Origin of the sequence: Streptomyces sp. NPDC001816 (assembly GCF_042892235.1) — a bacterium.
In the GTDB taxonomy this organism is placed as follows: domain Bacteria; phylum Actinomycetota; class Actinomycetes; order Streptomycetales; family Streptomycetaceae; genus Streptomyces.
Genome location: NZ_JBIATY010000005.1, coordinates 377,985 through 403,107, shown reverse-complemented (window position 1 = coordinate 403,107; position 25,123 = coordinate 377,985). Strand labels below are relative to the sequence as shown.

At 70.1% G+C, this 25,123-nt stretch carries 19 protein-coding genes and 4 pseudogenes; 17 read left to right on the top strand and 6 right to left on the bottom strand.

Annotation, left to right across the window (positions count from 1 at the left end):
* Positions 1 to 96: 96 nt before the first annotated feature.
* The 8 genes from ACFYZZ_RS20545 (at position 97) to ACFYZZ_RS20510 (ending at position 13,173) form a co-directional block, all read left to right on the top strand.
* Positions 97 to 924 carry an FAD binding domain-containing protein gene (locus ACFYZZ_RS20545; protein WP_389177667.1) on the top strand — a complete coding sequence of 276 codons (828 nt, stop codon included), beginning with the start codon at positions 97 to 99 and terminating at the stop codon, positions 922 to 924.
* Positions 921 to 3,638 carry a molybdopterin-dependent oxidoreductase gene (locus tag ACFYZZ_RS20540; protein ID WP_389177664.1) on the top strand — a complete coding sequence of 906 codons (2,718 nt, stop codon included), beginning with the start codon at positions 921 to 923 and terminating at the stop codon, positions 3,636 to 3,638. Before ACFYZZ_RS20545 ends, ACFYZZ_RS20540 begins: the two co-directional genes overlap by 4 nt.
* 6 nt (positions 3,639 to 3,644) lie before the next feature.
* Complete coding sequence (locus tag ACFYZZ_RS20535; RefSeq protein WP_389177661.1) at positions 3,645 to 4,619, top strand: antibiotic biosynthesis monooxygenase; 975 nt, start codon at positions 3,645 to 3,647, stop codon at positions 4,617 to 4,619.
* A gap of 182 nt (positions 4,620 to 4,801) precedes the next feature.
* Complete coding sequence (locus ACFYZZ_RS20530) at positions 4,802 to 5,743, top strand: ABC transporter ATP-binding protein (protein WP_389177658.1); 942 nt, start codon at positions 4,802 to 4,804, stop codon at positions 5,741 to 5,743.
* Positions 5,740 to 7,095 carry an ABC transporter permease gene (locus ACFYZZ_RS20525; RefSeq protein ID WP_389177655.1) on the top strand — a complete coding sequence of 452 codons (1,356 nt, stop codon included), beginning with the start codon at positions 5,740 to 5,742 and terminating at the stop codon, positions 7,093 to 7,095. Before ACFYZZ_RS20530 ends, ACFYZZ_RS20525 begins: the two co-directional genes overlap by 4 nt.
* 4 nt (positions 7,096 to 7,099) lie before the next feature.
* The gene (locus tag ACFYZZ_RS20520; RefSeq protein ID WP_389177652.1) at positions 7,100 to 9,847 is read left to right on the top strand and encodes a bifunctional YncE family protein/alkaline phosphatase family protein; all 2,748 of its coding nucleotides are present in this window, start codon (positions 7,100 to 7,102) and stop codon (positions 9,845 to 9,847) included.
* A gap of 189 nt (positions 9,848 to 10,036) precedes the next feature.
* Positions 10,037 to 10,780, top strand: coding sequence for an HAD family hydrolase (locus ACFYZZ_RS20515; RefSeq protein ID WP_389177649.1), 744 nt, complete (start codon positions 10,037 to 10,039; stop codon positions 10,778 to 10,780).
* A complete protein-coding gene (locus tag ACFYZZ_RS20510) occupies positions 10,777 to 13,173 on the top strand; it encodes a glycoside hydrolase family 65 protein (RefSeq protein WP_389177646.1) in 2,397 nt (798 codons plus the stop codon). The genes ACFYZZ_RS20515 and ACFYZZ_RS20510 overlap by 4 nt, the downstream gene beginning before the upstream one ends.
* Positions 13,174 to 13,335: 162 nt before the next feature.
* Here the strand turns inward: ACFYZZ_RS20510 and ACFYZZ_RS20505 are convergent.
* Positions 13,336 to 13,695 (bottom strand): annotated as a pseudogene (locus ACFYZZ_RS20505) (aminotransferase class I/II-fold pyridoxal phosphate-dependent enzyme); the annotation flags it as partial.
* A 72-nt stretch (positions 13,696 to 13,767) separates the two neighbouring features.
* Positions 13,768 to 14,898, bottom strand: a complete 1,131-nt coding sequence (locus ACFYZZ_RS20500; protein WP_389177643.1) for a saccharopine dehydrogenase family protein — start codon at positions 14,896 to 14,898, stop codon at positions 13,768 to 13,770.
* 41 nt (positions 14,899 to 14,939) lie between these two features.
* Between ACFYZZ_RS20500 and ACFYZZ_RS20495 the strand changes: the two genes are divergently transcribed.
* Positions 14,940 to 15,383, top strand: coding sequence for a hypothetical protein (locus ACFYZZ_RS20495; protein ID WP_389177640.1), 444 nt, complete (start codon positions 14,940 to 14,942; stop codon positions 15,381 to 15,383).
* A gap of 125 nt (positions 15,384 to 15,508) precedes the next feature.
* Positions 15,509 to 15,751, top strand: coding sequence for an SDR family oxidoreductase (locus ACFYZZ_RS20490; RefSeq protein WP_389177637.1), 243 nt, complete (start codon positions 15,509 to 15,511; stop codon positions 15,749 to 15,751).
* Here ACFYZZ_RS20490 and ACFYZZ_RS20485 read toward each other — a convergent pair.
* The 3 genes from ACFYZZ_RS20485 to ACFYZZ_RS20475 are packed head-to-tail and all read right to left on the bottom strand — an operon-like array spanning position 15,729 to position 18,396.
* The gene (locus ACFYZZ_RS20485; protein ID WP_389177634.1) at positions 15,729 to 16,379 is read right to left on the bottom strand and encodes a dihydrofolate reductase family protein; all 651 of its coding nucleotides are present in this window, start codon (positions 16,377 to 16,379) and stop codon (positions 15,729 to 15,731) included. The genes ACFYZZ_RS20490 and ACFYZZ_RS20485 overlap by 23 nt on opposite strands.
* A 59-nt stretch (positions 16,380 to 16,438) precedes the next feature.
* Entirely contained in the window at positions 16,439 to 17,104 is a 666-nt protein-coding gene (locus ACFYZZ_RS20480; protein WP_389177631.1) for a TetR/AcrR family transcriptional regulator, read from the bottom strand.
* Positions 17,101 to 18,396, bottom strand: coding sequence for a PucR family transcriptional regulator (locus ACFYZZ_RS20475; RefSeq protein WP_389177628.1), 1,296 nt, complete (start codon positions 18,394 to 18,396; stop codon positions 17,101 to 17,103). Before ACFYZZ_RS20475 ends, ACFYZZ_RS20480 begins: the two co-directional genes overlap by 4 nt.
* A gap of 188 nt (positions 18,397 to 18,584) precedes the next feature.
* Between ACFYZZ_RS20475 and ACFYZZ_RS20470 the strand changes: the two genes are divergently transcribed.
* The 5 genes from ACFYZZ_RS20470 to ACFYZZ_RS20450 are packed head-to-tail and all read left to right on the top strand — an operon-like array spanning position 18,585 to position 23,536.
* Positions 18,585 to 19,343, top strand: coding sequence for an ABC transporter ATP-binding protein (locus ACFYZZ_RS20470; RefSeq protein WP_389177625.1), 759 nt, complete (start codon positions 18,585 to 18,587; stop codon positions 19,341 to 19,343).
* Complete coding sequence (locus ACFYZZ_RS20465; RefSeq protein ID WP_389177622.1) at positions 19,340 to 20,146, top strand: ABC transporter ATP-binding protein; 807 nt, start codon at positions 19,340 to 19,342, stop codon at positions 20,144 to 20,146. Before ACFYZZ_RS20470 ends, ACFYZZ_RS20465 begins: the two co-directional genes overlap by 4 nt.
* Positions 20,147 to 20,151: 5 nt before the next feature.
* On the top strand, positions 20,152 to 21,033 hold the full coding sequence (locus ACFYZZ_RS20460) for a branched-chain amino acid ABC transporter permease (protein ID WP_389177620.1): 882 nt from the start codon (positions 20,152 to 20,154) through the stop codon (positions 21,031 to 21,033).
* Positions 21,030 to 22,253 carry a branched-chain amino acid ABC transporter permease gene (locus ACFYZZ_RS20455; protein WP_389177617.1) on the top strand — a complete coding sequence of 408 codons (1,224 nt, stop codon included), beginning with the start codon at positions 21,030 to 21,032 and terminating at the stop codon, positions 22,251 to 22,253. The genes ACFYZZ_RS20460 and ACFYZZ_RS20455 overlap by 4 nt, the downstream gene beginning before the upstream one ends.
* A gap of 5 nt (positions 22,254 to 22,258) precedes the next feature.
* On the top strand, positions 22,259 to 23,536 hold the full coding sequence (locus tag ACFYZZ_RS20450) for an ABC transporter substrate-binding protein (RefSeq protein ID WP_389177614.1): 1,278 nt from the start codon (positions 22,259 to 22,261) through the stop codon (positions 23,534 to 23,536).
* Positions 23,537 to 23,637: 101 nt separating this feature from the next.
* Here ACFYZZ_RS20450 and ACFYZZ_RS20445 read toward each other — a convergent pair.
* A pseudogene (locus ACFYZZ_RS20445) lies at positions 23,638 to 24,129 on the bottom strand (SDR family NAD(P)-dependent oxidoreductase); the annotation flags it as partial.
* A 293-nt stretch (positions 24,130 to 24,422) separates the two neighbouring features.
* Here ACFYZZ_RS20445 and ACFYZZ_RS20440 point away from each other — a divergent pair.
* Both ACFYZZ_RS20440 and ACFYZZ_RS20435 read left to right on the top strand, forming a co-directional pair.
* Positions 24,423 to 24,950, top strand: a pseudogene (locus ACFYZZ_RS20440) (hypothetical protein); the annotation flags it as partial.
* Positions 24,943 to 25,116, top strand: a pseudogene (locus ACFYZZ_RS20435) (helix-turn-helix domain-containing protein); the annotation flags it as partial. The pseudogenes ACFYZZ_RS20440 and ACFYZZ_RS20435, both read left to right, overlap by 8 nt.
* Positions 25,117 to 25,123 lie beyond the last annotated feature (7 nt).

Genomic DNA, 25,123 nt, shown 5'->3' with positions numbered 1-25,123 from the left:
CTGTCTTCGGCCGGGCCCTCATCGGCATGCTGCGATAAACTCTGACATGTCTGTTCTTGTCGGTCCGTATGTCCGTTCTCCTGTAGGTCGGTTCTCATGGACCTCAACACCATCACCGAAGTAGTTCGGCGACCGTCCGAGCGGCCAGGCACGGACTGGCACGAGGGCGACGCCTGGCTCGCAGGCGGAACATGGCTCTATTCCACGGAGCAGCCGGACCTGCGACGGCTGATCGACCTGACGGCGTTGCGCTGGGAGCCTCTTGTTCCGACGGGCGAGGGCCTGGAGATCAGCGCCACGTGCACCATTCGCGACCTGTACGCCTTCTCCTGGCCGAAGGGCTGGACCGCCGGAATTCTCTTCCGGCAGAGCTGTGAGGCATTCCTGTCCTCGTTCAAGGTGTGGAACGCGGCGACGGTCGGCGGAAACATCTGTATGTCCCTGCCCGCCGGGCCGATGATCACGTTGACGGTCGCGCTGGAGGCGCAGTACGAACTGTGGGCGCCGGACGGCTCCGTGCGCTTCGTCGACGCCCTCGATTTCGTCACGGGCGACCATCGCAACGTCCTCGCCCCCGGGGAGATCCTTCGGCGCATCACCATTCCGGAGCATGCGCTGCGCAAACGGACGGCGCACCGCCGCTTCACGCTGACCCGGCTCGGCCGTTCGACGGTGTTCCTCGTCGGCACGCAACGGCTCGGAGCGAGTGACCTGTTGCTCACCATCACCGCCGGCACCACGCGGCCGGTCCGCATCGCCTTCGACTCCCTGCCCGATGTCCGAACCCTGCGGCAGAGCATCGACGCCCTGCCGGCCGACGTCTGGTTCGCCGATCCCAACGGGACCCCTGACCACCGTCGGCATCTGACAAGGCACTTCGCCGAGGAGATCTGCCGCGAACTCACGGCTGGGGACCTGCCATGAGCTACCTCGTGAACGGCAAGGAATTCGACCGGGAGCCGGCCCCCGGTCAGTGCCTGCGCACCTTCCTGCGCGAACTCGGCCACTTCGGCGTCAAGAAGGGGTGCGACGCGGGCGACTGCGGCGCCTGCACGGTGTGGCTGGACGGCGAGCCCGTACACAGCTGCATCACCCCCGCGTTCCGCGCGGACGGCCGGGAGGTGACCACCATCGAGGGCCTGGGACGGCCCGGCGCCCCCCATCCCATGCAGCGGCAGTTCGAGGACGCCCCGGGGTTCCAGTGCGGTTTCTGCACCGCAGGGATGATCATGACGTCGGCGACCTTCACCGAGGACCAGAAGGCGGATCTGCCACGGGCGTTGAAGGGCAATCTCTGCCGCTGCACCGGATACCGGGCGATCGAGGACGCCGTGAAGGGCGTCAGCGCGGTGGAGACGGCAGCACCGGGCAAGGCCGTCGGGACGAGCGTCGGTGCGCCCGCGGGCCACGACGTGGTGACGGGCCACGCCGAGTTCACCATGGACACGCAGATCGACGGCATGCTGCACCTCAAGGTGCTGCACTCACCCCACGCGCACGCCCGGATCCTCTCGATCGACAAGAGCGCCGCCCTCGCGGTGCCCGGCGTGCACCGGGTCTACACCTGGCAGGACGTACCCCGCAAACGCTTCACCACGGCGATCCACACCGACCACCTGGTCGACCCGGACGACACCTACGTCCTCGACGACACGGTCCGCTTCGCCGGCCAGCGCGTCGCCGTGGTCCTGGCCGACACGGTCGCGGCCGCCGAGGAGGGCTGCCGGCGTCTCGCGGTCGAGTACGAGGTGCTGCCCGCGGTGTTCGACCCCGAGGCGGCGATGGCGGACGGCGCGCCCCAACTGCACGGCTCCGACGATCCGTTCGTCCGCGATCCGGTCCACAACATCCTGGTCGAACTCCACTCGCACATCGGCGACGTCGGCGCGGGATTCGAGGCGGCCGACGTGATCCACGAAGGCACGTATTTCTCACCGCGGGTGCAGCACGCGCATCTGGAGACCCACGGTTCGATCGCCTGGATGGAAGACGGCAGGCTGAACGTCCGCACCAGTTCGCAGTCACCGTCGATCGCGAAGGTCAAACTGGAGTACCTGTTCGCGCTGCGTCCGGACCAGCTGAGGGTGTTCTGCAAGCGCGTCGGCGGCGGATTCGGCGGCAAGCAGGAGGTGATCACGGAGGACCTGGTCGCGCTCGCCACCCTGGACACCGGGCGGCCCACCTGTCTCGAGTTCACCCGCGAGGAGGAGTTCACCACGGCCTCGCCACGGCACCCGATGAGCCTGACGGTCAGGCTCGGTGCGAAGGCCGACGGAACACTCACCGCCTTCGAGGTACGCAACGTGTCGAACACCGGCGCCTACGGCAACCACGGCGGCGAAACGCTGTACGCGGGCGGAGCCGCCGTCATGATCTACCGCTGCCCCAACAAGAAGTACGACGCGTACTCCGTCTACACGAACACCGTGCCGAGCGGCGCGTTGCGAGGTTACGGGATGACCCAGCCGGCGTTCGCCGTGGAGTCGGCGATGGACGAACTGGCCCGCGCCCTTCACCTCGACCCGCTGGAACTGCGCCGGCGCAACATCGTGCGGCCGGGTGAGTCCCTGGTCGCCCTGCACGACGGCCCCGACGACGTGATCTTCACCGAGGACGGGCTCGCCAAGTGCATCGACCTGGTGGGCAAGGCCTTGGCCCGAACGGCCGACCGGCCGCCTCCCGGCCCCGGGTGGCTCGTCGGAGCCGGCGTGGCGAGTTCCCTGCACGAGACCGCGCCCCCGACGGAACACCTCTCCGAGGCCTGGGTCACCCTTGGCGACGATCTCATCTACGAACTGGCCGTCGGGACCGCCGAGTTCGGGGAGGGAACCTCCACGGCTCACGTCCAGATCGCAGCCAACCAGCTGGGCACGACGCCGTCGCGGATCCGTCTGGTGCAGTCCGACACCGACCGCACGGGATTCGACACCGGCGCCTTCGCGAGCGCGGGCCTCTTCGTGGCGGGCAACGCGGTCCTGCGGGCGGCCAATGCCGTGCGCGACCGCATCCTGCACTTCGCCGCGGCGCACACGGGCGTCCATGTCGTGATGTGCACGATGGACGACGACGGTGTCGTCTGCGGGGACCGGCGGGTGTCGCTGGCCGAACTCGTCGCGCTGGCCCGGGCGCGTGGAATCCGTTTCACCGCCGCGCGCAAGGCGTACGGCTCGCCCCGGAGCGTCACCTCGAACACGCAGGGGTTCCGGGTGGCCGTGCACCGCGTGACGGGTGAGATACGGATCCTGTACAGCGTGCATGCGGCCGATGCCGGGGTGATCATCAACCCGGCGCAGGTCCGCGGTCAGGTGGAGGGCGGTGTCGCCCAGGGAATCGGCTTCGCGCTGACCGAGAACCATCACGTCGACGACAGCGGCGTCATGGTCAACCCGAACCTCCGGAACTACCGCATCCCCACCTACGCCGACATCCCCCGTACCGAGGTCCTCCTGGTGGGCTCGGCGGATTCGGTGGGGCCCATGCGGGCGAAGGGGATGGCGGAGTGCTGCATCAACCCGGTCGCCCCCGCGCTCGCGAACGCGGTGCATGACGCCACGGGCATCCGCTACCGTGCGCTGCCGCTGACTCCGGAACGCCTCTACGGCCGACTCCCCGCGGAGCAGTCGGTGTCGGCAGGCTGAGCCACCATGGACACCGGAAAGAACGTAGCCGCCACGGCGACGGCGATCATCGGCCAGAAGGTGCTGCCCGGGATGGAGCGCGAGTTCGAGTCGTGGCAGAAGGACCTCAACACCGCGGCCTCCTACTACCCCGGTTTCCTCGGCGCCGAGATCTCCCCGCCGACACCGCTGCAACCCGACTGGGTCGTCGTGTACCGGTTCGACTCGGTGGCGCATCTGCAGGCGTGGATCAACAGCGGGACCAGGCAGACGTATCTCGACGTCGGCGCCAAGTACTTCGACGGTCCGGCGACCCAACAGGTGGTCAGCAGCGGCACCCAGTCACTGGATCCGCTGGTCACCGTGGTGGTCACCCACCGCGTCCACCCGAACCAGGTCGACGACTTCCTCGACTGGCAGCACCACATGGTCCAGGAGGAGAGCAAGTTCGAGGGGTTTCGCGGGACCGAGCTGTTCCGCCCCATCGAGGGGCTCCAGGAGGAATGGACCACGCTCTACCGCTACGACAGCGCCGAGCACCTCGACGCCTGGCTGACGTCGCCCGAGCGGCAGCAGATCCTCGCCGAGGGCCATAGGTTCAGCGACTTCAAACTGCGTACGATCGACAACTCGTTCGGCAGCTGGTTCGCCTTCCAGGGCGATGGCAAGGAGGCACCGCCGCCGCCCTCCGAGACCAGGACCTCCCTCGCCATCTGGGTCGGCCTGTACCCGACCGTCGTGCTGCTGACGCTCGCTCTGTCCCCGCTGCACCTGCGGCTCTGGATCGGCCTGCTCGTGGGCAACCTGCTGTCCAGCTTCATCATGAGCTTCCTGACCATGCCCTACTATGTGAACCCGCTGCTCGGGCGATGGCTGCGGCCACCGCCGGACGAACCGCCGGCAAGGAGCAACCTCCGTGGCCTCGGAGTCGTAGCGGTGGCGATGGTCTTCTGGGCTGTCGTCTTCTACCTCGTCACGGTCCGGTTCTGGACACTGCCCTGACCGCAGCCCTGCTTTCCAGGGATGCCCAAGTCTGCCTGGATGCAGGCTGTTTTGTGCATCCCGGGCTTACCACGCCTTGACGATTCGTTCCATGAGGGTTCAACCGGCCGACTGTGCCTGCGTTGTGAGCTGTCCCTAGGGTCCCTGAAGGTTTCGAAAGCAGGGACTCGAAGAAGGGACTCATGGACACACTCCTCGCAGTCCGGGCTCGCGGGATCACCAAATGTTTCGGCGACGTCGTCGCGCTCGACGGCGTCGACCTGGATGTGGCGCAGGGTCAGATCCACGGCCTGGTCGGACCGAACGGCGCCGGCAAGACGACCTTGCTCGGTCTTCTGCTGGGCCTGGCCGTCGCCGACGGCGGCCGCCTGGAGATCCTGGGTACGCCGGTCCGGCGGGCACTCGACGCTCCCGACGGTGTCGCCGGTTTCGTGGACGGGCCCGGTCTCTACCCCTCGCTCACCGCCAGGCAGAACCTCACCTCGCTGGCCGCTCTGCGCGGCAGCGACGCGAGGACGGCTGGGGTGGACGACGTGCTCGACCAGGTCGGGCTCACCGATGTCGCCGACGACCAGGCCCGCGGCTTCTCCCTCGGCATGCGCCAGCGACTCGGGCTCGCCGCAGCCCTGCTCACCAGGCCCCGGCTGCTCGTGCTGGACGAACCGTCCAACGGCCTCGACCCGGCCGGCAAGAAACACGTACTCGGTGTCCTCACCCGGCTCGCGGCCGACGGAACAAGCGTCGTGCTCTCCAGCCACCGCATGGACGACCTCCAGGCACTGTGCTCCGAAGTCACCATCATCGCCACCGGACGGGTCGTCTTCTCCGGCCCGCTGAGCAAGCTGGCCGCCGAGAACCGTGAACTCGACTACCGGCTGCTCACCTCCGACCCGCAGGCCGCCCGGCGGCTCGCTGTTGACGCGGCCGGGATCCGGATCGTCGACGACGCCGGGGCACGGCACGACACAGAGGCGCTCGTCGTGCGCGCGCTGGTGCCCGCCCTGGACGAACTCGTGGTGCAACTCGTGCGCGCGGGCATCGCGTTGCGCGAGCTGGCACCCGTGGTGTCGCCGCTCGAAGCCGCGTTCCTCGCCCTCACCGAGCCGGCGGGGACCGGCCGGTGACCGCGACCGTCGCCGCCGACAACGTTGCCTCTGCCCGCCCCGTCCCGGTTTCGCGCGGCTACCGCTTCGAGCTGGTCAAGCTGGTCTCACAAGGGCGGATCCGCCTGCTGGTCCTCGCCTGCTGGATCGCGCCGGCGCTCTTCGTCGCCGCTGTGAGCCGGCAGAGCACGCTGCCTGTCGACACGCTCTTCGGCCGCTGGATGCACGCCACGGGATGGGCCGGACCGCTGGTGATGCTCGGGTTCGCGGGCAGTTGGGCACTCCCGCTGCTGACCTCGGTGGTCGCCGGCGACGTGTTCGCCTCCGAGGACCGGCTCGGCACCTGGCGCCACCTGCTCGTGGTGGTCCGGTCGCCCAGGCGGATCTTCGCGGCGAAGGCACTGGCGAGCCTCACCGTCCTGCTGCTGCTCGTGGCCGGGCTGGCCTGTTCCAGTACGGCCGGTGGTCTCCTGGCAGTGGGTAACCAGCCGCTGGTCGGTCTCGACGGCCACCTGCTGACGCCCGCGGACGCGGCGGTCAAGGTCCTGCTCGCCTGGGTCTGCGTACTCGCCCCGACGCTGGCGCTCGCCGGGATCGGACTGCTCGGGTCCGTCGCGCTGGGGCGTTCCCCGATGGGGCTGCTGCTGCCCGCCGGCGTCGCGCTGGCGATGCAGCTCGCGCAGATGATGCCGCTTCCCGCCGCCGTACGACTGGCCCTGCCGAGCTACGCCTTCATCGCCTGGAACGGTCTGTTCACCAGCCCGGCTCAACTCGGCCCGCTCCTGATCGGCATCGTGGTCAGCCTGGTGTGGGCGGCGGTCGCGACGCTGCTGGCCTATCTGCTGTTCGTGCGGCGCGACTTCACCAACGCCGCTTACGACGGCTCGGGGCGCCGCGCGGTCACCGCCGGAGTCCTGCCGCTGGCCGGGGTGGTCGCGGTGAGCGTCGCGGTCGTGGCCGCGACGACCGGGGCCACGGGCTCCGGGGTCGAACAGGACAAGGTGCAGCGCTCGCTGGCCACGGCGTTCGCCCACCTCTATCGCATGCAGACGAAGCAGCTCAACCGCCCCGACGTCACCGAAGCGCAGGTGAAGGCCACGGCGACGTGCAACAAGGGCAGCGTCAGGGTCGCTGCCGAAGGACCGGGCAACGACTGGCGCTGCGTCGTCTCGTGGCATCTCCCCGGCGTCGAGGCCACAGGCACGGCCATCTATCAACTCGACGTCACCCCGGACGGGCGGTTCATGGCCGACGGCGATGGACCGAAGGAAGTGAACGGCTACTTCCTGGTGCGGACCCCGACCGGCGACGCACCGAACCCACTTTGGCAGTTCGACGGCAACGTCGAACTTCTCCGCGTCCCGAAGGAATGACTCCATGCAGGTAACCCGCAACCGCAGGACTGTCGAGACGAGCCTTCTCAGCAGACGACTCGGTCGCCGGAGCACCCTCACGGCAGCCGCCACCGCGGTCGTCCTCGCCGTCACCGCCGGCATCGGTTACGCCCAGACGCGCCAGTTCGGCACCGATCAGGTCGGTCAGACCACCGACCGGGGCCAGGTCATCTCCAGCGACCAGTACATCGCCCCGTACGGTGACCGCCTCGTCATCAACAACGGCAAGATCATGTCGTCCTCCGCCAGCCCGGACGGCACCCACCTCGCGGCCGCGGTCACCGACGGCGGGAGTGCGCTGGCCATCGTCGACGTGCAGAACTGGAAGGTGCAGCAGGTCGTCGGCACCGCCGCGTCGTCGGTCCCGCGCCTCAGCAGCAACAGTGTGGGACAGGAAGGCCCCACGTACTCGCCCGACGGCAAGCAGCTGTGGCTGGGCCAGACCGACGGCTACACCCGGTTCACGGTGAACCCGGACGGCTCCGTCACCAACCCGACGTCGATCAAGATCCCGGCGGACGGGTCCAAGCACGCGCTGGTCGGCGAGGCGGTCTTCTCGTCCGACGGCTCCACCGTGTACTCGGCGGTCAACGGCCAGAACCGGGTGGTCGCCATCGACGCGGCGACCGGTGCCGTCAAGCAGAGCTGGGCCGTGGGCAACGCCCCGCGCGACATGGTCCAGGCCGGCGGGAAGCTCTACGTCAGCAACGAGGGCGGCCGACCGGCCAAGCCGGGCGAAACCACCATGAACTCGTACGGCACCCAGGTTCCGGCCGACCCGAAGACCGGTGCCACCACCACCGGCACGGTCAGCGTCATCGACCTGGCGAACCCTCAGGCCGCCCCGTCGAGCATCGACGTCGGCCTGCACCCGACGGCCCTGTACGCCAAAGGCAAGGCGCTGTTCGTCACCAACACCGCCACCAACGACGTGTCGGTCATCGACACCGACAAGGACGAGGTCGTGCAGACCATCGACACCCGGCCGTGGCCCGAGGCGTCGGTGGGCTACGAGCCCAACGCGGTGACGCTCACCGACGACGGTCGTCTGCTGGTGACGCTCGGCCGAGCCAACGCGGTCGCGGTCTACCGGTACAAGAGCGCGCAGGAGCCGGTCAGTTACGTCGGCCTGCTCCCGACGGACTACTTCCCCGCGGAGATCACCATCGTCGGCAACCAGGTGCTGGTCTCCAACACCCGTGGTGTCGACGCCCGCCGGCCCACCAACAGCGCCGGGCACGGCACCCACGACACCACGTCGAGCGTGCAGCGCTTCACGCTGCCGGACGACAGCGTGATCAGGTCCCAGACGGCCAAGGTCTTCCAGCAGAACGGCTGGACCCCCGGCTCGGTCAGGCTGGCCAAGGGCACGAGCCACAGGATGCCGGTCCCGGTCCCGCAGCGGCTCGGCGACCCCTCGACGATCAAGCACGTCTTCCTGATCGTCAAGGAGAACCGGACCTACGACCAGGTCTTCGGTGACATCCCGGAGGGCAACGGCGATCCCTCGGTGACACAGTTCGGCGAGAACGTGACGCCGAACCAGCACGCGCTGGCCGACCAGTTCGGCCTGTACGACAACACCTACGACATCGGCACGAACTCCGCCGAGGGTCACAACTGGCTGATGCAGGCCGACGACCCGGAGTACACCGAGTCCTCGGCCGGTGAGTACGCGCGCAGCTACGACACCGAGAACGACGCTCTCGGCCACCAGAAGTCCGGCTTCCTGTGGACCGGTGCGCAGGCGGCGGACAAGACCGTACGGGACTTCGGCGAGTTCCAGTCGATCGAGAGCAAGCCGTCCGACGCCTCCTGGCAGAACCTGTACTGCGACGCCAAGAACATGGCCGCGACCGGGCAGAACACCGCCTACCCGATACAGACGGGCTCGGCCATCCCGTCCCTCAACGACGTGTCGGTGCCGGGCTTCCCGATGTTCGACACGAGCGTCCCGGACATCTACAAGTACGAGATCTGGAAGCAGGACTTCGAGAAGAACGGTCCGGCGAACCTGAACATGTTCTGGCTCTCCAACGACCACACCGGTGGCCCGGCGAGCCCGGCGGCTCAGGTCGCGGACAACGACCTCGCGGTCGGCAGGATGGTCGACGAGATCTCGCACAGCACGTACTGGAAGGACTCGGCGATCTTCGTCGTCGAGGACGACTCCCAGGCCGGCCTCGACCACGTCGACGGCCACCGCGCCCCGATCCAGATCATCAGCCCCTGGGCCCAGCACGGCGCCGTCGACAGCCACTACTACTCGCAGATCACAATGATCCGCACCATCGAGCAGATCCTCGGGATCCACCCGATGAACCAGAAGGACAGCGCGGCCAGCCCGATGGCCGGGGCGTTCACCTGGAAGCCGGACTACACGCCGTTCACGGCGCTGCCCAACCGCACCTCGCTGACCGACGGTCTGAAGACGCCGCCTTCCTGCGGTGTGGACACCCCCGCGCCGCAGGACCCCAAGGCGGCGGCCGTGCCGCCGTCGAAGGTGCCGGCGGACAAGCGGCAGCTCGCGGCCAAGTGGGAGGCCTGGAAGTCCAAGCAGCGGCTGACCGGGCCGCACGCCGTGCCCGACTACGCGAACCCCGCGCAGCTGAACCACCTCACCTGGTACCAGACCCACAACTGGGCCAAGCCGTACCCCGGCGAGAGCAAGATCTACGCCCCGAACGACGTGCCGGGTGCCTACATCCCGTCGTCGGAGTCCGACGGCTGACACAGCCCGACCGCCCGCAGGGCCCCTGGCCGGCCGCACCGCAGGCCAGGGGCCCTGCTGCGCCATTACCGGGCCCTTCGTCCCGTGCCCACCCCGGCCGCGCTCGGCCCTCGACCGAGCGGGTGCCTTCCGGCGTGCCGGACGGCGGCTTGACGCGAGCGGCCGCGGACGCCTCCTAACCTCGGCGACATGCTGGGGCTTCCTGCTCATGTCCGTGCCTGCCTGTTCGACCTCGACGGTGTCCTCACCCAGACCGCGAAGGTGCACGCGGCCGCCTGGAAGGAGATGTTCGACAACTATCTCCGCGAGCGCGCCACACGTGAGGGGACCGAGTTCGTCCCCTTCGACGCGGTGGACGACTACGACGAATACGTGGACGGGCGGCCCCGTGCGGACGGCGTTCGCACCTTCCTCGCCGCACGCGGGGTGCACCTGCCCGAGGGAACGCCGGACGACACGCCGCAGGCGGAGACGGTGAACGGACTGGGCAAGCGCAAGAACGACCTGGTGCTGCGCCGGATCCGCGAGGACGGGGTGGAACCTTACGAGGGCTCGGTCCGCTTCGTCCACGCGGCGCGGGAGGCAGGCCTGCGCTGCGCAGTGGTGTCGTCCAGCGCGAACTGCCGGGACGTCCTGGCAGCGGCCGGCATCGAGGACCTGTTCGAGCAACGGATCGACGGAGTGGTGGCGCACGAGCGCCGTCTGCGCGGCAAGCCCGCCCCGGACACCTACCTGGAGGCGGCCCGCGTGCTCGGCACGGATCCGGACGCGGCCGCGGTGTTCGAAGACGCCCTGGCCGGGGTCGAGGCCGGGCGAGCGGGACGGTTCGGCGTGGTCGTGGGCGTCGACAGGGTGGGCCAGGCGGATCAGCTGCGGGCGCACGGGGCGGACATCGTGATCCGTGACCTGGCCGACCTTCTGCAGTCGCGATGATCACCCATCCCAGCTACACGGTCGAGCCGTGGTGCCTGCGCGAGACCGAGCTGAACCTGGACGTGCTCGCCCAGAGCGAGTCGGTGTTCGCGCTGTCCAACGGGCACATCGGGTGGCGCGGCAACCTCGACGAGGGAGAGCCCCACGGGCTGCCCGGCGCCTACCTCAACGGCGTTCACGAGCGGCATCCGCTGCCCTATGCGGAAGCGGGCTACGGATATCCCGAGTCCGGCCAGACGATGATCAATGTCACCGACGGCAAGGTCATCCGGTTGCTGGTCGACGACCACCCGTGCGATCTGCGCTACGGCCGGCTGGTGGCGCACGAGCGGGTCCTGGACTTCCAGTCCGGCGTGCTCAGCCGCACGGCCCGGTGGACCTCGCCCGGCGGCCGCACGGTCCGGATCACGTCACAGCGGCTCGTCTCCTTCACCCAGCGCGCGGTGGCCGCCATCGTGTACACGGTCGAGCCGATCGACGGACCGACCACGGTGGCCGTGCAGTCCGAACTGGTCGCCAACGAACAACTGCCCGGCCTGAAGGGCGACCCGCGCGTGGCCGCGGCGATCGAGTCCCCCCTGCATGCCGAGGAGCACTTCGCGCAGGACACCCGCCTGCGGCTCGTGCACTGCACCAGCCGCAGCGCACTGCGGGTGGCGGCAGCGGCCGACCATCTCGTCGAGGGGCCCGACAGCACTCGTTGGACGGCGCAGAGCGAGCCTGATGTCAGCCGTCTGACGGTGACCGCGGACCTGGTGCCCGGCCAGCCGCTGCGGCTGGTCAAGTTCGTGGCCTACGGCTGGTCGGGGGAGCGTTCGCTGCCGGCCGTGCACGATCAGGTGGACGGAGCCGTGGCGGCCGCGGTCAGCACGGGGTGGGACGGGCTGGTCGCCGCGCAACGGGCGTACCTGGACCGTTTCTGGGCCGGCGCGGACGTCGAGGTCGAGGGCGACGCGCAGATCCAGCAGGCGGTGCGGTTCGCGCTCTTCCACGTGCTCCAGGCGGCGGCCCGCGGTGAGAACCGGGCCATTCCCGCCAAGGGCCTGACCGGAACCGGGTACGACGGGCACTCCTTCTGGGACACCGAGTCCTATGTGCTGCCGGTCCTGACGTTCACCGCGCCGGAGACCGTCGCGTCGGCACTGAGATGGCGGCACCAGATGCTGCCGGCGGCCCGGGAACGCGCGAGCCAGCTGGGCCTGTCGGGAGCGGCGTTTCCCTGGCGGACGATCGACGGCGGCGAAAGCTCCGCCTACTGGCCGGCCGGCACGGCTGCCTTCCACATCAACGCCGACATCGCCACGGCCGCCGTCCGGTACGTCATGGTGACGGGGGACGAGGACTTCGAACGCGGTGAGGGATTCGACCTCCTCGTGGACACCGCTCGGCTGTGGCGCTCCCTCGGACACCACGACCCGGAAGGCGTGTTCCACATCGACGGGGTCACCGGACCCGACGAGTACAGCGCCATCGCCCGCGACAACCTGTACACCAACCTGCTGGCCCGACAGAACCTGCTGGCCGCCGCGGAGGCGGCCGCGCGTCATCCCGACCGGGCCGCGGAACTCGGTGTCGACGACGAGGAGACCGCCGTGTGGCGGGACGCCGCGGCGCGCATGGCGATGCCGTACAACGAGTCCCTCGGCGTGCACGAACAGTCCGCCGGGTTCACGAGCTTTCAGCGCTGGGACTTCGAGGCGACGCCGCCCGAGAACTACCCGCTGCTGCTGCACTACCCCTACTTCGACCTGTATCGCAAGCAGGTCGTGAAGCAGGCCGATGTGGTGCTGGCGATGCTGGAGTGCCCACACCTCTTCTCCGACGAGCAGAAGGCGCGCAACTTCGCCTACTACGACGCGCTCACCGTCCGCGACTCCTCCCTGTCGGCGTGCTGCCAGGCGGTGCTCGCCGCCGAGACCGGGCACCTGCGGCTGGCCTACGCCTACCTCGGCGAGGCCGCCCTCATGGACCTGGACGATCTGGAGCACAACACCCGTGACGGGCTGCACATCGCCTCCCTCGCCGGGACGTGGATCGCCCTGGTCGCGGGTTTCGGCGGCTTGCGCAGGTACATCGGCGAGGACGGAAGGCCGGACCGGCTGGCGTTCGCACCGCGCTTGCCGGAGGCGCTCTCCAGGGTGGCGTTCACGGTGCTGGTACGCGGACGCAGACTGAAGGTGGACATCGGCCCGGCCCATGCGCGTTACCGGCTGGTGGAAGGTGAACCGCTGGTTCTGCTGCATCACGGGGAACCGCTGACCGTGACCACCGACGCCCCCGTGGACCGGCCGGTGCCCCCGGCACCTGCGCGCCCCGAGCCGCAGCAGCCGCCGGGCCGCCGTCCGGAGGGCCTGCTCGCAGGGGAGGAGCACCAGGCGGACACACAGGACTAGGTTCTGTCTGCGGCGCGGCGAGCCAGATGGAATTGGCGTGGCCGGGGCGTACACGCCGGCCGAGGGATACGAATTCACGCCGGAGCCGTTCGCGTTCGGCGATGACGGTGTCCACGCGCAGGCGCAGCTCGCTTCCGGCCCGCAGCGATCCTTCACCGCCGCTGGTGCCACCGCGATGCTCCGGAAGGGCAGCTGTTGCCGACGGATCCGGTCCACCAGGTCGGGGGCGCCGAGTCCGTAGCCGACCCGCAGAGCGGCGAGGCCGTATGCCTTGGAGAAGGCGCGCAGGACCAGCAGGCCGGGGTGTGCGGGGCGCCCAGATCCTGGTGTTCGTCTGGCGACAGGGGTATGGGGACAGGGCAAGCGCCGACCATGGCGGCCAGGAGAGGGGAGGCGTCGAACGTGCGCCAGGCGTAGGCCACTGTGTCGCCGGGCTGGACCACTGCCAGGAGTAACTGCAAGGCCACGCCGACCGATCCGCTGCCGACCGCGGGCAAGTCCGTGCAAGGCGGGGATGTTCACGGCTCAGTCCCGTCCGCCGTGCCGGCGAACGGCGACGGCACCGGCGAAGTCGCGTGGCAGCCTGACGGCTCGTCACTCCTCCCAGGGGCGCCAGCCGTCCTCGTCGTCGCTCCGCCACAGGCCGATCCCACGGTCGCGCAGCGCAGCACGCAGCTCGTGCGGTGCCAGCCAGGAATGGAGCGGGACGAGGCCGGTGGTGTGGAGTCGGCCTGCCAGCAGGTGGTCGACGGCGATGCCGGCGAGCAGTGAGGGAATGCGGCCGCCGTCCTGCCGGGCCGTCATCCCCAACCGGCGGGTGACCGGCCGCCCATCGCGCTCCCCGCTCACGGCGACCGTGAAGCCGCCTGCCTCGTCGCCGACCCGGCCGACGAGCCACGACGCCGCGCGCACCAGCGGGGTCCAGCGCCGGGTGGCACGGGGCCGCCCGGTGCGGGCCCGCAGCGTGGCGAAGAGCCCCAAAGCCCGGTTGACCGCGGTGAATTCGGTACCGGCCTTGAAAGCGATCGTGCGGGCACCGCACAGTTCGGCCAGGACATCCAGGTCGGCCATCTCGTACACCTGGTGGACCAGCCGTCTGCCGACCGGCGGCGGGAACACTGTCCACTCGGGCTCGGACCAGCCATGCACCACGGTGGGTACGCCCCCGCGAGGAGCGGTGAACGGGAGCCCGGCGCCGTGCATCATCGCCTCGAACATCGCCGGGCCGCGGTGCCGCCGGGTGTCGGGAGCGGCGCAGCACAGGACGCCGTCGACACGGTCCATCCCCTGTGCGAGGTCGTGGACGATCAGCGCCTGGAGGCCCGGCACGACGGACGCCCCGGTGAGGACGGGGGCCGTCGCCGAGCGGGCCACCGTCGCTGCCGCGTGCAGAAAGGCACGGTCCTCGCAGATGTCGACGTACGGAACCCCGGCGGTCACCGCCGCCCGCAGCGGTCCGAGCGGGTGGGTGCCGGCGCCGTCGAGGGCCTGGAACGGGCCCGCGCAGTGCACGACCGCGACCGCGTCACCCAGGAGGTCGCCCAGCCTCTCCGGGTCGTCACGGTCGCCTGCGACCCAGCGGACCCGTTCGGACGCGAAGGGGGGATGCGGCGGTCTGCGGGAGACGACGGTGACGCGGACGTCGGGCCGGCGCAGCAGATCGGCGACGACGTACCGGCCGTAGAAGCCGCTGCCCCCGACCACGACGATGTTCGATTCCCCCATGCGGTGGCATGCTACCGGCACGTGGACACGACAATAGAGCCGTGTTCAGATCACGTGAGACTTCTCCCGTTACCCGTGAGCGGCTGCACCGACGGGTCTTCGCGGCGGCCGGCGTCTACAACATTGTCTGGGGCTGCTACGCGGCCGTCGACCCGCAATGGCTTTTCCGCGTCGCCGGCATGCCCCCGCTGAACCACCCCCAGATCTTCATGACGCTGGGCATGGTGCTCGGCCTGTACGGGCTGCTCTATCTGGACGTGGCCCTCCGCCCCGCCGAGGGCTTCGCCATCGCGGCGGTCGGCCTGGCCGGCAAGGTCCTCGGACCGCTCGGCTGGCTGTGGCTGGCCCTCACCGGCGAGTGGCCCCTGGCCTCCGGCGTCATTCTCGTCACCAACGATCTGATCTGGTGGGTCCCCTTCGCGCTGTACCTCCACGACTGCCTGCCGCAGTGGCGGGCCCGGTACCTGGTCGAGAAGCGGCGGTAGTACTTCGTCAGTAGTACTTCCCCACGAGAATCGAGGTTGTACCGGATCCGGGGAAGGAGCGGGAGCCGTGGCCGCAGAGGTGTCGGGGACCTTCGAGTACAGGATCATGCACACCGCACGCTGCGGTGGCACCGGGCGTGGTGCGCACCAAGCTGGCCGAGGCTCTGTGGAAGGAACTCGAGCAGGCCGTCTGTGCCGCCACGGCGCTCGGGCGCATCGGGGAGCCTGCCGACATCGCCTCGGCGGTCGCCTTTCTCGTCTCGGACGCGGCGAGTTGGATCACCGGCGAGACGATGGTGATCGACGGCGGCCAGCTCCTCGGTGACGCGATCCCGTTCAGACCGGCTACGCACGCTCCGCACGGGTGAACGTCACATGCGTGACTCCGCTGGGCGAAGAGGCGGCCTCGACCTGGTATTCCTTTTCGAGGTCCGCCAGCCCGTCCCAGAGGCGTACGCCTCGGCCGAGCAGGATCGGGGCCACCACGATGTGCAGGTGATCGATGAGCCCGGCGGCAAGGAAGTTGCGGATCACGGTGGGACCCCCGCCGATCCGTACGTCCTGGCCGCCCGCGGCCTCGCGGGCCGTTTCCAGCGCCTCGGCGGGCGAAGCGTCGAGGAAATGGAACGCCGTGCCGCCCTCCATCTCGATCGAGGGACGCGGGTGATGAGTGAGGATGAAGGTCGGTGTGTGGAACGGCGGGTTGGGCCCCCACCACCCCTTCCACTCCGGGACCTCGTGCCATCCGGGCGGGCCGAACTTGCCGGCGCCCATGATCTCGGCGCCGATACTGGGCGTGAACTGCCGCGCGAAGGCGTCGTCGAGGCCGCCGGTTCCGCCGGACCTGCCGGTCATCTCGTGCCAGAACCGGGTGGTGAACATCCACTCGTGCAGCCTTTCGCCGGCGTGGCCGAACGGCGCGTCATGGCTCAGACCCTCACCGGTGCCGAAACCGTCGAGCGAGATGGAGAAGTTGTGGACGCGGGCGAGTGACATGGCTGGCAACTCCTTTCCTTCTGCCGGTTACGACTCCATAAGACAGGACACCGGGCCTTTCAGCAGGGCGGCGTCGACAGATGGATCAGGATGCCGCACACCTCGTCCACGATCTCCCGGGCCTCCGTCTCGTCCTGGCAGTCGCCGAGCTCGCGCGCCGCCCCTCCGATGACGGTGGTGAGCACGCTCACCCGGACCCGGCCGGCGCGGCGGCGCTCGTCCACCTCCAACAGGCGGGCGTTGCGCCGTACCCATGCGCGGTCCCACTGGCGGCGCAGCGCGTCGAAGCCCGCGGGACTGTCGTCCTCCACCAGGAATCGGCCGAGCCTGCGGTTGTCCCAGGCACCCTCCAGGTAGGCCCTGGCTCCCGCCACGAAGAGTGCGATGGGGTCGTCCACGCCACGGCTGCGCTCGGAGGCCAGCGTGGCCGCGGTCCGGCGCTCCTGCTCCTCCCGGAACTCCTCCCACAGGGCGAGGTAGAGCCCGCGCTTTCCGCCGTAATGCTGGAAGAGGGTGCCCACCGGGATGCCGGAGCGTGCCGCGATCTCGGTGAGGCCGGCGTCGGTGTAACCGCGCTCGGTGAACACCTCCAGCGCGGCGTCCAGCAGCGCACGCCGGAGCGTCGGGCTCTGCCCCGCGAGTTCCTCTGGCAGGCCCCCGTCCCCCTGCCTGCCCGGCAGCTGACGTGCCGCCTCGGTCCCGGCCGATTCCGCGATGCCGCTCACTGGCGATCCTCACCTTCCCCGGCGCCGTCGCGGATGGCGAGGGCGACCAGTAGTTCCAGGAGGTCGGCGATCCGGCGCGGATTACGGCCGGTGCGTTCCTCGATCCGGCGCAACCGGTAGTGCGCCGTGTTGTGGTGCACCCGCAGCCGGTCGGCGGCCAGCCGCAGGTTGAGATCCGCCTCCGCGAAGGCCCGTATGGTGGCGGCCAGCGTGTCGCCACGCCTGCGGTCCTCCTCCAGCAGCGCCCGCACCCGGGGATCGACCAGCTGGCGGGCGAGGTCGTCGGCGCGCAGCGCCAGGTAGTCGAACGGGGACAGCCGGGGCAGCGCCGCCACCCCGCCCTCGCTCGGCACCAGGTCGAGAGCGGCCCGCGCCTCCTCGTACGCGCGCGGCAGTTCGGACGCGCCCCGGGCGACCGTGCTGATGCCCATGCAGAGCATGGTGCCCTGCCGCGCGAGCCGCTCCTGCAAGGCCTCGAAGTGGGCGCAGATGTCGTCTGCGTCCATGCCTGCCCGGAGCACGGGCACGGCCACCACCTCGCCGTGGCGCACGACGACCAGGGTCCGGCCGGCCCAGGGCCCGGCGACGCTGATCGACGCGCTGGTGGCATACCCGTTCTCGGCCGAGGCGTGGTCCCCCGAGCGCGTGTCACCGACGCAGACGGCCACGACCGCCATCATCGGTGAGCGCGGTCCGATGCCGTACGCCTGGGCCGCGGCGAACAGCGGACCGCGCGACGGTGCCACACCTGCCAGGAGCTGGTCCAGGAGATCCCGCCGCTCCCGGTCCGCGTCCGCCACCACATGCTGCTGGTACTCGACGTATGCCTGCGCGGCATGGGTGGCGGCGTAGTCCATGTACCGCATCAGCGGGGTCACGAGGGACAGCGCGGCCTGCTGGGCCTCGGCGGACGCGCCCGCGCACTCCAGCAGCGCGTCCCACAGCACCTGCCGGCCGACCCGGAAGGCACTGATCCAGTCCTCCAGGGCGAATCCCGCGCGCGCTCTGCGCATCGCCGCCGCACGGCTGAAGACCAGGTCCTCGGGGGCGATGTCCCGGTCGCCGGCCACCGCCGCCAACTGCATCCGGTAGTGCTCGAGCACCTGGTCCCGTACGTCTACGAAGAACCGTTCGTCCTGCAGCGCGTACGACGGGATCTCCGCGCGCATCACCTCGACGGCGGTCTCCGCCACCTCCTCGACCCGGTCGTGGACGGCGTGCAGGATCCGCCACCGCTCCCGGCGGAGGGGTTCGGAGAGTCGGGGAGTGCCCAGGGCAGGACCGCGAGGCATGGCGCCGATCGTCGCCGTCCACCTCGTGCTCCGTCAACAGGCTCGGCGTGAGACATCTCCCGGCAGTTGTGCGCGGCGCACAGTTCGGTGACCCGCAAGTTGGGTGCTCACACCCAATGTGTGTCTGGAACGCCCCCACCTACTGTGACGCTCGCCCACCCCCCAGCACGTCGGAAGGGGCGTCACTCATGCTCGCGGTCGACGGTATCACCGTGCGCTTCGGCGGGATCACGGCACTGGACGGTGTCGCGTTCACCGTCGAGCCGGGCACCGCCGTAGGGCTCATCGGGCCGAACGGAGCCGGCAAGACCACCTTGTTCAACTGCCTCACCAGGCGCTGCACTCCCGACGGGGGAGACGTGCGGTTCGAGGACGAGGACCTGCTGGCCCTCCCTCCGCACGCCGTGGCCGGGCGCGGCATCGCCCGCACCTTCCAGAACCTCGGCCTGTTCCCGCGGCTCACGGTCCGGGAGAACGTCATGGTCGGCGCCCACAGCCGGGGGCGCACCGGACACCTCGCCGCGGCGCTCCGGCTGCCCCGCGTCCGGCGGGAGGAGAGGGAACTACGTGACCGGGCGGACGACTTGCTACGGCGGCTCGGCCTGGCGGACGTCGCCGACCACCCCGCCTGCGGGCTGCCGTTCGGCACGCTCAAACGCGTCGAACTCGCCCGGGCCCTCGCGGTCCGGCCCCGGCTGCTGTTGCTCGACGAACCCGTCAACGGGCTCAGCCATGGCGAGGTCGGCCAATTCGCGGATCTGGTCCGGTCGGTGCGCCAGGAGTTCGACCTCACGCTCGTGGTGGTCGAACACCACATGGGGTTCGTGATGGGCCTGTGCGACAAGGTGGTCTGCCTCGACTTCGGCCGCAAGATCGCCGAGGGCGCGCCGGAGGAGATCCAACGCGACCCGGCGGTCGTCGAGGCGTACCTGGGGGCGGCCGCATGAGCGAGCCCACTGCCGACCGCACCCAGGCTGCGGCTAGCGCGGAGCCGGACTTCCTCAAGGTCACCGGTCTGCACGCCGGATACGGCCAGGCCCGCGTGCTCCAGGGCCTCGACTTCTCCGTCGCCCGCGGTGAGGTGTGCGCGATCCTCGGACCCAACGGCGCGGGCAAGACCACGACGCTGCGGGCGCTGAGCGGCATGGTCCGCGGCCGCGGCTCGATCACCCTGAACGGCACCGAACTGCTGGGCCGCTCGCCCGAGCAGGCCGCCAGGCTCGGCGTGGCGCACGTCCCCGAGGGCCGGGGAACGTTCAACGACCTGACCGTCGAGGAGAACCTGCGCATCGGCGCCCACCTGCGCACCAGTCCCCGGTGGCGGGGCCGCGCCGAGCGTGCGGCCGTGGCGGCCGACCTGGAACGGATCTACGACTACTTCCCCAAACTGCGCGAGCGGTCGCGTCAGGCCGCCGGCAGCCTCAGCGGCGGAGAGCAGCAGATGCTCGCCATCGGCAGGGCGCTGATGCTGCGGCCCTCGCTGCTGCTCCTGGACGAGCCGTCCCTGGGCCTGGCGCCGCTGGTCACTCGCGAGTTGTTCGAGATCGTCCGTGCCGTCAACGATGAGGAACGCACCACCGTGGTCGTCGTCGAGCAGAACGCCCAGCTGGCGCTGGACATCGCGCACCGGGCCCACGTACTGGAGGCCGGCCGCCTGGTGCTGTCCGGACCGGCTGACCGGATCCGCGAGGACGGGCAGGTCGCCGAGGTGTACCTCGGTGTCTCCGTCCTCTCCGGGAAGGCCGGGTGAGTACCGTGACCGATCTTCTCCAGCAAGTGGTGGAAGGACTGGGCTCCGGGGCGGTGTACTCCAGCCTGGCGCTGGCACTGGTGCTGATCCACCGGTTCACGGGGATCGTCAACTTCGCGCAGGGCGAGCTGGCCATGCTCTCCACGTACGTCGCCTGGCAGCTGGTGGCGTCCGGGATGCCGTTCTGGCTGGCGCTGCCGGTCACCCTCGCGGTGTCCTTCGCCGGCGGCATGCTGGTCGAGCGGATCGTCATCCGCCCCGTGCAGAGCGCGCCCGAGCTGACGGTGGTCATCGTGACGGTCGGCCTGTTCATCTTCGTCAACGCGCTGGCCGGCCTGGTCTGGTCGTTCACCGTGAAGGACTTCCCGCAGCCGTTCCCCGACGGCGGGCTCGACCTGGGCGGGGTGCGTGTGGACTGGGCGACGCTCGGGATTCTCGGTGTGGTGGCCGTCGTGATGGGCCTGCTCTATCTGCTGTTCCAGCACACCTCCATCGGCCTGGTGATGCGGGCGGTCGCCTGCAACCCCTCCTCCGCCCGGCTGTCGGGCATCCGGGTGGGACGGGTGCTGATGCTCGGCTGGGGGCTGGCCGCGGCGGTCGGTGCGGTGTCGGGCGTGCTCGTCGCCCCGGTGCTGTTCCTGGAGCCCAACATGATGGGCGGGGTGCTGATCTACGCGTTCGCCGCGGCCACCCTCGGTGGCTTCGACAGCCCGGTCGGTGCGGTCGTCGGCGGCCTGTTCGTGGGCGTCGCCGAGACGCTGACCGGGGCGTACGTGGGCGCGATCGGTGCCGATCTGAAGGTGGGCGTCCCCTTGGTGATCATTCTGGCGGTGCTGCTGGTGCGGCCCCAGGGCCTGTTCGGACGGGCGGCGGTGGAGCGCGCATGAACACCATCACAACGGCGCTCGGCACCGACCGGGCCCGGCGGCTGCGGGCCGCGCTCACTGTCCTGCTTGCGGGGGCGGTCGCCGTCGGAGCACCCTTCTACTTCGCCCCCTTCCAGGTCTTCCAGCTGACCATGGTGCTGCTGTACGCCGTGGCGCTGGCCGGGCTGAACCTGCTGGTCGGCTTCGGTGGGCAGATCTCGCTCGGGCACGGCGCGTTCTTCGCGGCGGGGGCCTACACGGCGGCGGTCATGCTCGACCGGTACGACACCGGCCACCTGGCCACGCTGCCGGTCGCGGCCGCCGGATGCTTCGTGCTGGGCCTCGGGTTCGGAGTGCCCGCCCTGCGGCTGCGCGGGCTGTACCTGGCCCTGGTCACCCTCTCGTTCGCGGTGTTCCTGCCGCCCCTGCTCAAGCGGCTCGAACCGGTGACGGGCGGCTCCATGGGCCTGACCGTGGACAAGCTGCAGCCGCCCGCGTGGAGCGGGCTGGCCGAGGACCAGTGGATGTACTTCGTCGTCCTCACCGTCACCGCGGTGGCCCTGCTGCTCGCCCGCAACCTGCTGCGGTCCCGGGTCGGCCGGGCACTGCTCGCCGTGCGGGACAACGAGAGCGCCGCCGAGGTCATGGGCGTGCGGCTGTCGTTGCACAAGACCCTCGCCTTCGCGTGGAGCGCGATGTTCGCGGGCGTCGCCGGATGCCTGTACACCTGGGTGATCGGCTTCGTCTCGCCCGACTCCTTCAGCTTCGTTCTGTCCATCACCCTGCTGGCCGGCCTGGTCGTCGGAGGGCTGGCCTCGCTGTACGGACCCCTGCTGGGCGCGGCGTTCGTGATGTACGTGCCGAGCGTTTCCCAGGACCTGAGCGAGGCGGCACCGGGAGTGGTGTTCGGGCTGCTGATCATCACGGTGATGTTCGTGGCCCCGACGGGACTGGCCGGTCTGCCGGGCCGTGTCCTGGGCGCTGTCGCCCGTCGACTGCCCCGCACCATCGCCGCCCTCGACCGGACGCCCGAGGCGGACTCCGTGCCTGAGGCGAATTCCGTGTCTGAGGCGGACTCCCCACCCGAGGCGGACTCCGCACCCGAAGCCGACTCAGCACCCGAGGCGGAACCGACGTCCCCGGCAGGATCCCGACGACCCGTCACGACCCTCACTCCTGCGGACCCCGCAGTTGTCGACGCCGAACCCGTGGGCGCACCGCCCCGCACGGAAAAGGAATGAACCACATGCGCAAGACGACCGCTCTGCGGGCGGCTGCGGCCGCAACCGCCGCCCTGCTCACCGCCACCGCCTGCAGCAGCCAGCGAGGGCAGGACGACCAGTCCACCGCCGCCGGTGGCGCGTGCAAGGGCCAGCAGACCACCGGCATCACCGACAAGACCATCAAGCTGGGCGGGATCTACCCGCTGTCAGGACCCGCGTCCGCGTACGGCACGATCAGCAAGGGCGTGGCCGCCTACTTCAAGTACGTCAACGACAAGGGCGGCATAGACGGCCGCAAGGTGCAGTTCATCGTCCGCGACGACGGCTACCAGCCGCCCAAGGCGGTCGAAGAGGCCCGCAGACTCGTCGAGCAGGAGAAGGTCTTCGCCGTGTTCCAGACCCTGGGCACTCCATCCACGGCGGCCGTGTGGGACTACCTCAACAAGCAGAAGGTGCCGCAGCCCTTCGTCGCCACGGGTGCCTCCGTCTGGGGCACGGACGCCAGGCATCCCTGGACCATCGGGTGGCAGCCCAACTACGTGGCCGAGGCCCGGGTGTACGCCAAGTACCTCAAGGACAAGGAGCCGAAGGCCAAGGTGGCTGTCCTCTACCAGAACGACGACTTCGGCAAGGACCTGCTCGGCGGGTTCAAGAAGGCCGTCGCCGGCAGCGGCATCAAGGTGGTCGCCGAGGAGAGCTACGAGGTCACCGACCCGTCCGTGTCGGCGCAGATGGCGAGCCTCTCCCGCTCCAGGGCGGACGTGCTGCTGGACGTCACCACCCCCAAGTTCGGCAGCCAGGCCCTCGCCGCCGACGCCAAGAACACCAAGTGGAACCCGCTGCACATCGTGAACAACGTGGCCTCCTCCGCCGCCGTGCTCCAGCCCGTCGGGTTCAAGAACGTGCAGGGCGTGGTCTCGGCGACGTACTTCAAGGACCCCGCCGACCCGCACTGGGCGAACGACCCCGAGATGAAGACCTACACGAACGCCCTGCACAAGTACGCCCCCGACGCCGACCCGGCCAACCAGTTCAACGCCTACGGCTGGGCCGTCGCCTCCAGCCTGCACAAGGCCCTGGACGCGATGAAGTGCCCGACCAGAGAAGGGCTGCGGGACGCCGTGCGCAACCTGAAGGACGTGAAGGTGGGACTGCTGCTCCCCGGTGTCACCCTGTCCACGGGCCACGGCGACGACTTCCCGCTCGAGACGATGCAGCTGATGCGGTTCAAGGGCGAGCGGTGGCAGCTGTTCGGCAAGCCGGTGGACACCCGCAAGGAGTTCGGCCCGCTGACGAAGTGAGCCGGCGAGGGCGGTCCCGGTCGATGCCCTGACCACCGGGACAGGAAGGTCACGGCTTCGGCCACCTCCCAGGCGGTGCCCTGGCGCCCGAGCGGTATGCGGGTGAACGAGGTGGGCCGCGAGGCTCTCCGGGCGGAGGCCTCGCGGCCCATCGGAGTGTCGATCAGGCCGGGGACGACCAGGTTGGCGCGGATCCCGCGCGGCGCACCCTCCTTGGCGACATGACGGGTGAGACCGAACAGGCCTGCCTTGGAACTGTCGTAGGCGGGCGAGTCGGTGGCCGCGCGCAATCCGGCAACGGAACCGATGAAGACGATCGATCCTCCGTCGGCGATCGCGGGCAGTCCGTACTTGGCGGCGAAGAGGGGGGCGCTCAGGTTGAGCGAGAGCACACGCTCCCACTGGTGCGGTGAGGTCTCCGCCAGGCCCGCGCCGAGGCCGATCCCGACGTAGACCACGAGTGCGTCGAGCGAGCCGAGTTCGCGGAGGGCTTCGGTGACCATGGCCGACGACTGGCCGGGATCTGTGGCGTCACCGACCACGGGCAGGCCACGGGCGCCCTCCTCATCGACCAGGGCGGCAGTGGCTGCCACGGCGGAGGGGAGACGTCGGCGCAGGCCACGGCGGCTCCCTCGCGGGCGGCGAGCACGGCGACCGCTCGCCCGTTGCCCATTGGGGCCTTCGGATCGTCGCTGGGGCGAGTGCCCGCTCCGACGACGAGTACGTGCCGTCCGGTAAGGAGGCCGACCGGGTGGGTCGCGGTGTGCCGGGGCTCAGGCATCGGCGTGTGCTTCCAGCGAGCTCTCACGGTGGTGAGAGCGGGGACGGTGCCCGAGCCGGAGGACTTCGACGAAGCCGATGTGGCCCGTGACCGTGCGGCCGCGGCGTGCCGCTCAGCGACGGACTCCGCGCCTTCCGCCGGGCGCTGAGCGCGATACGGGATCTGTTCCTCGCCGAGGCGACCCGACGCGGGCTGGACCCCGGCCTCATCGTCGACCGCACCAAGTGCCTGTGGGAGCTGGCGGACGTCGCGAGCCTGCAGATCGCCGCCGTCCACCGGCAGGCGGAGGTCGCCTCCGCCCTGTCCGACGCCCGCCGCCGCGCCGACTTTCTGCGTGGACTGCTCCACGGGACGCTGAGCGCGGCGGAGATCCACAGCGGTGCGGCGATCTACGGACTGGACCTGTCGCGGCCGTACCGGGCCATCAGAGCTGCACCGGACGGCAACGTCGGTCCGGATGCGCTGGAACGCTCCCTGGAGTCCCACGGCCGCAGGAGCGGCCGAGGCGCGCTGTTCACCGTGCTGGACGAGGCTGTCGCCGGAGTCGTCGAGGCAAAGCCGGAGACCGGTGGTCTGGAGGTGACGGCGGGGCTGGGCCCACCGACGGACCTGGCCGCGGTTCACCATTCCTTCCGCGCCGCCGGCAGGCTCTGCAAGCAGCCCGCGCGGACGGCACATCCGCGAAGTCGCTCGCAGCGCACACGTCCATGTCAACACCGTCCGCTACCGGCTGCGCCGTTTCGAGCAGCTCACCGGCACCAGCCTGGACGCTCCGGACACCGCGGTGGAACTCAGCTGGGCCTTGG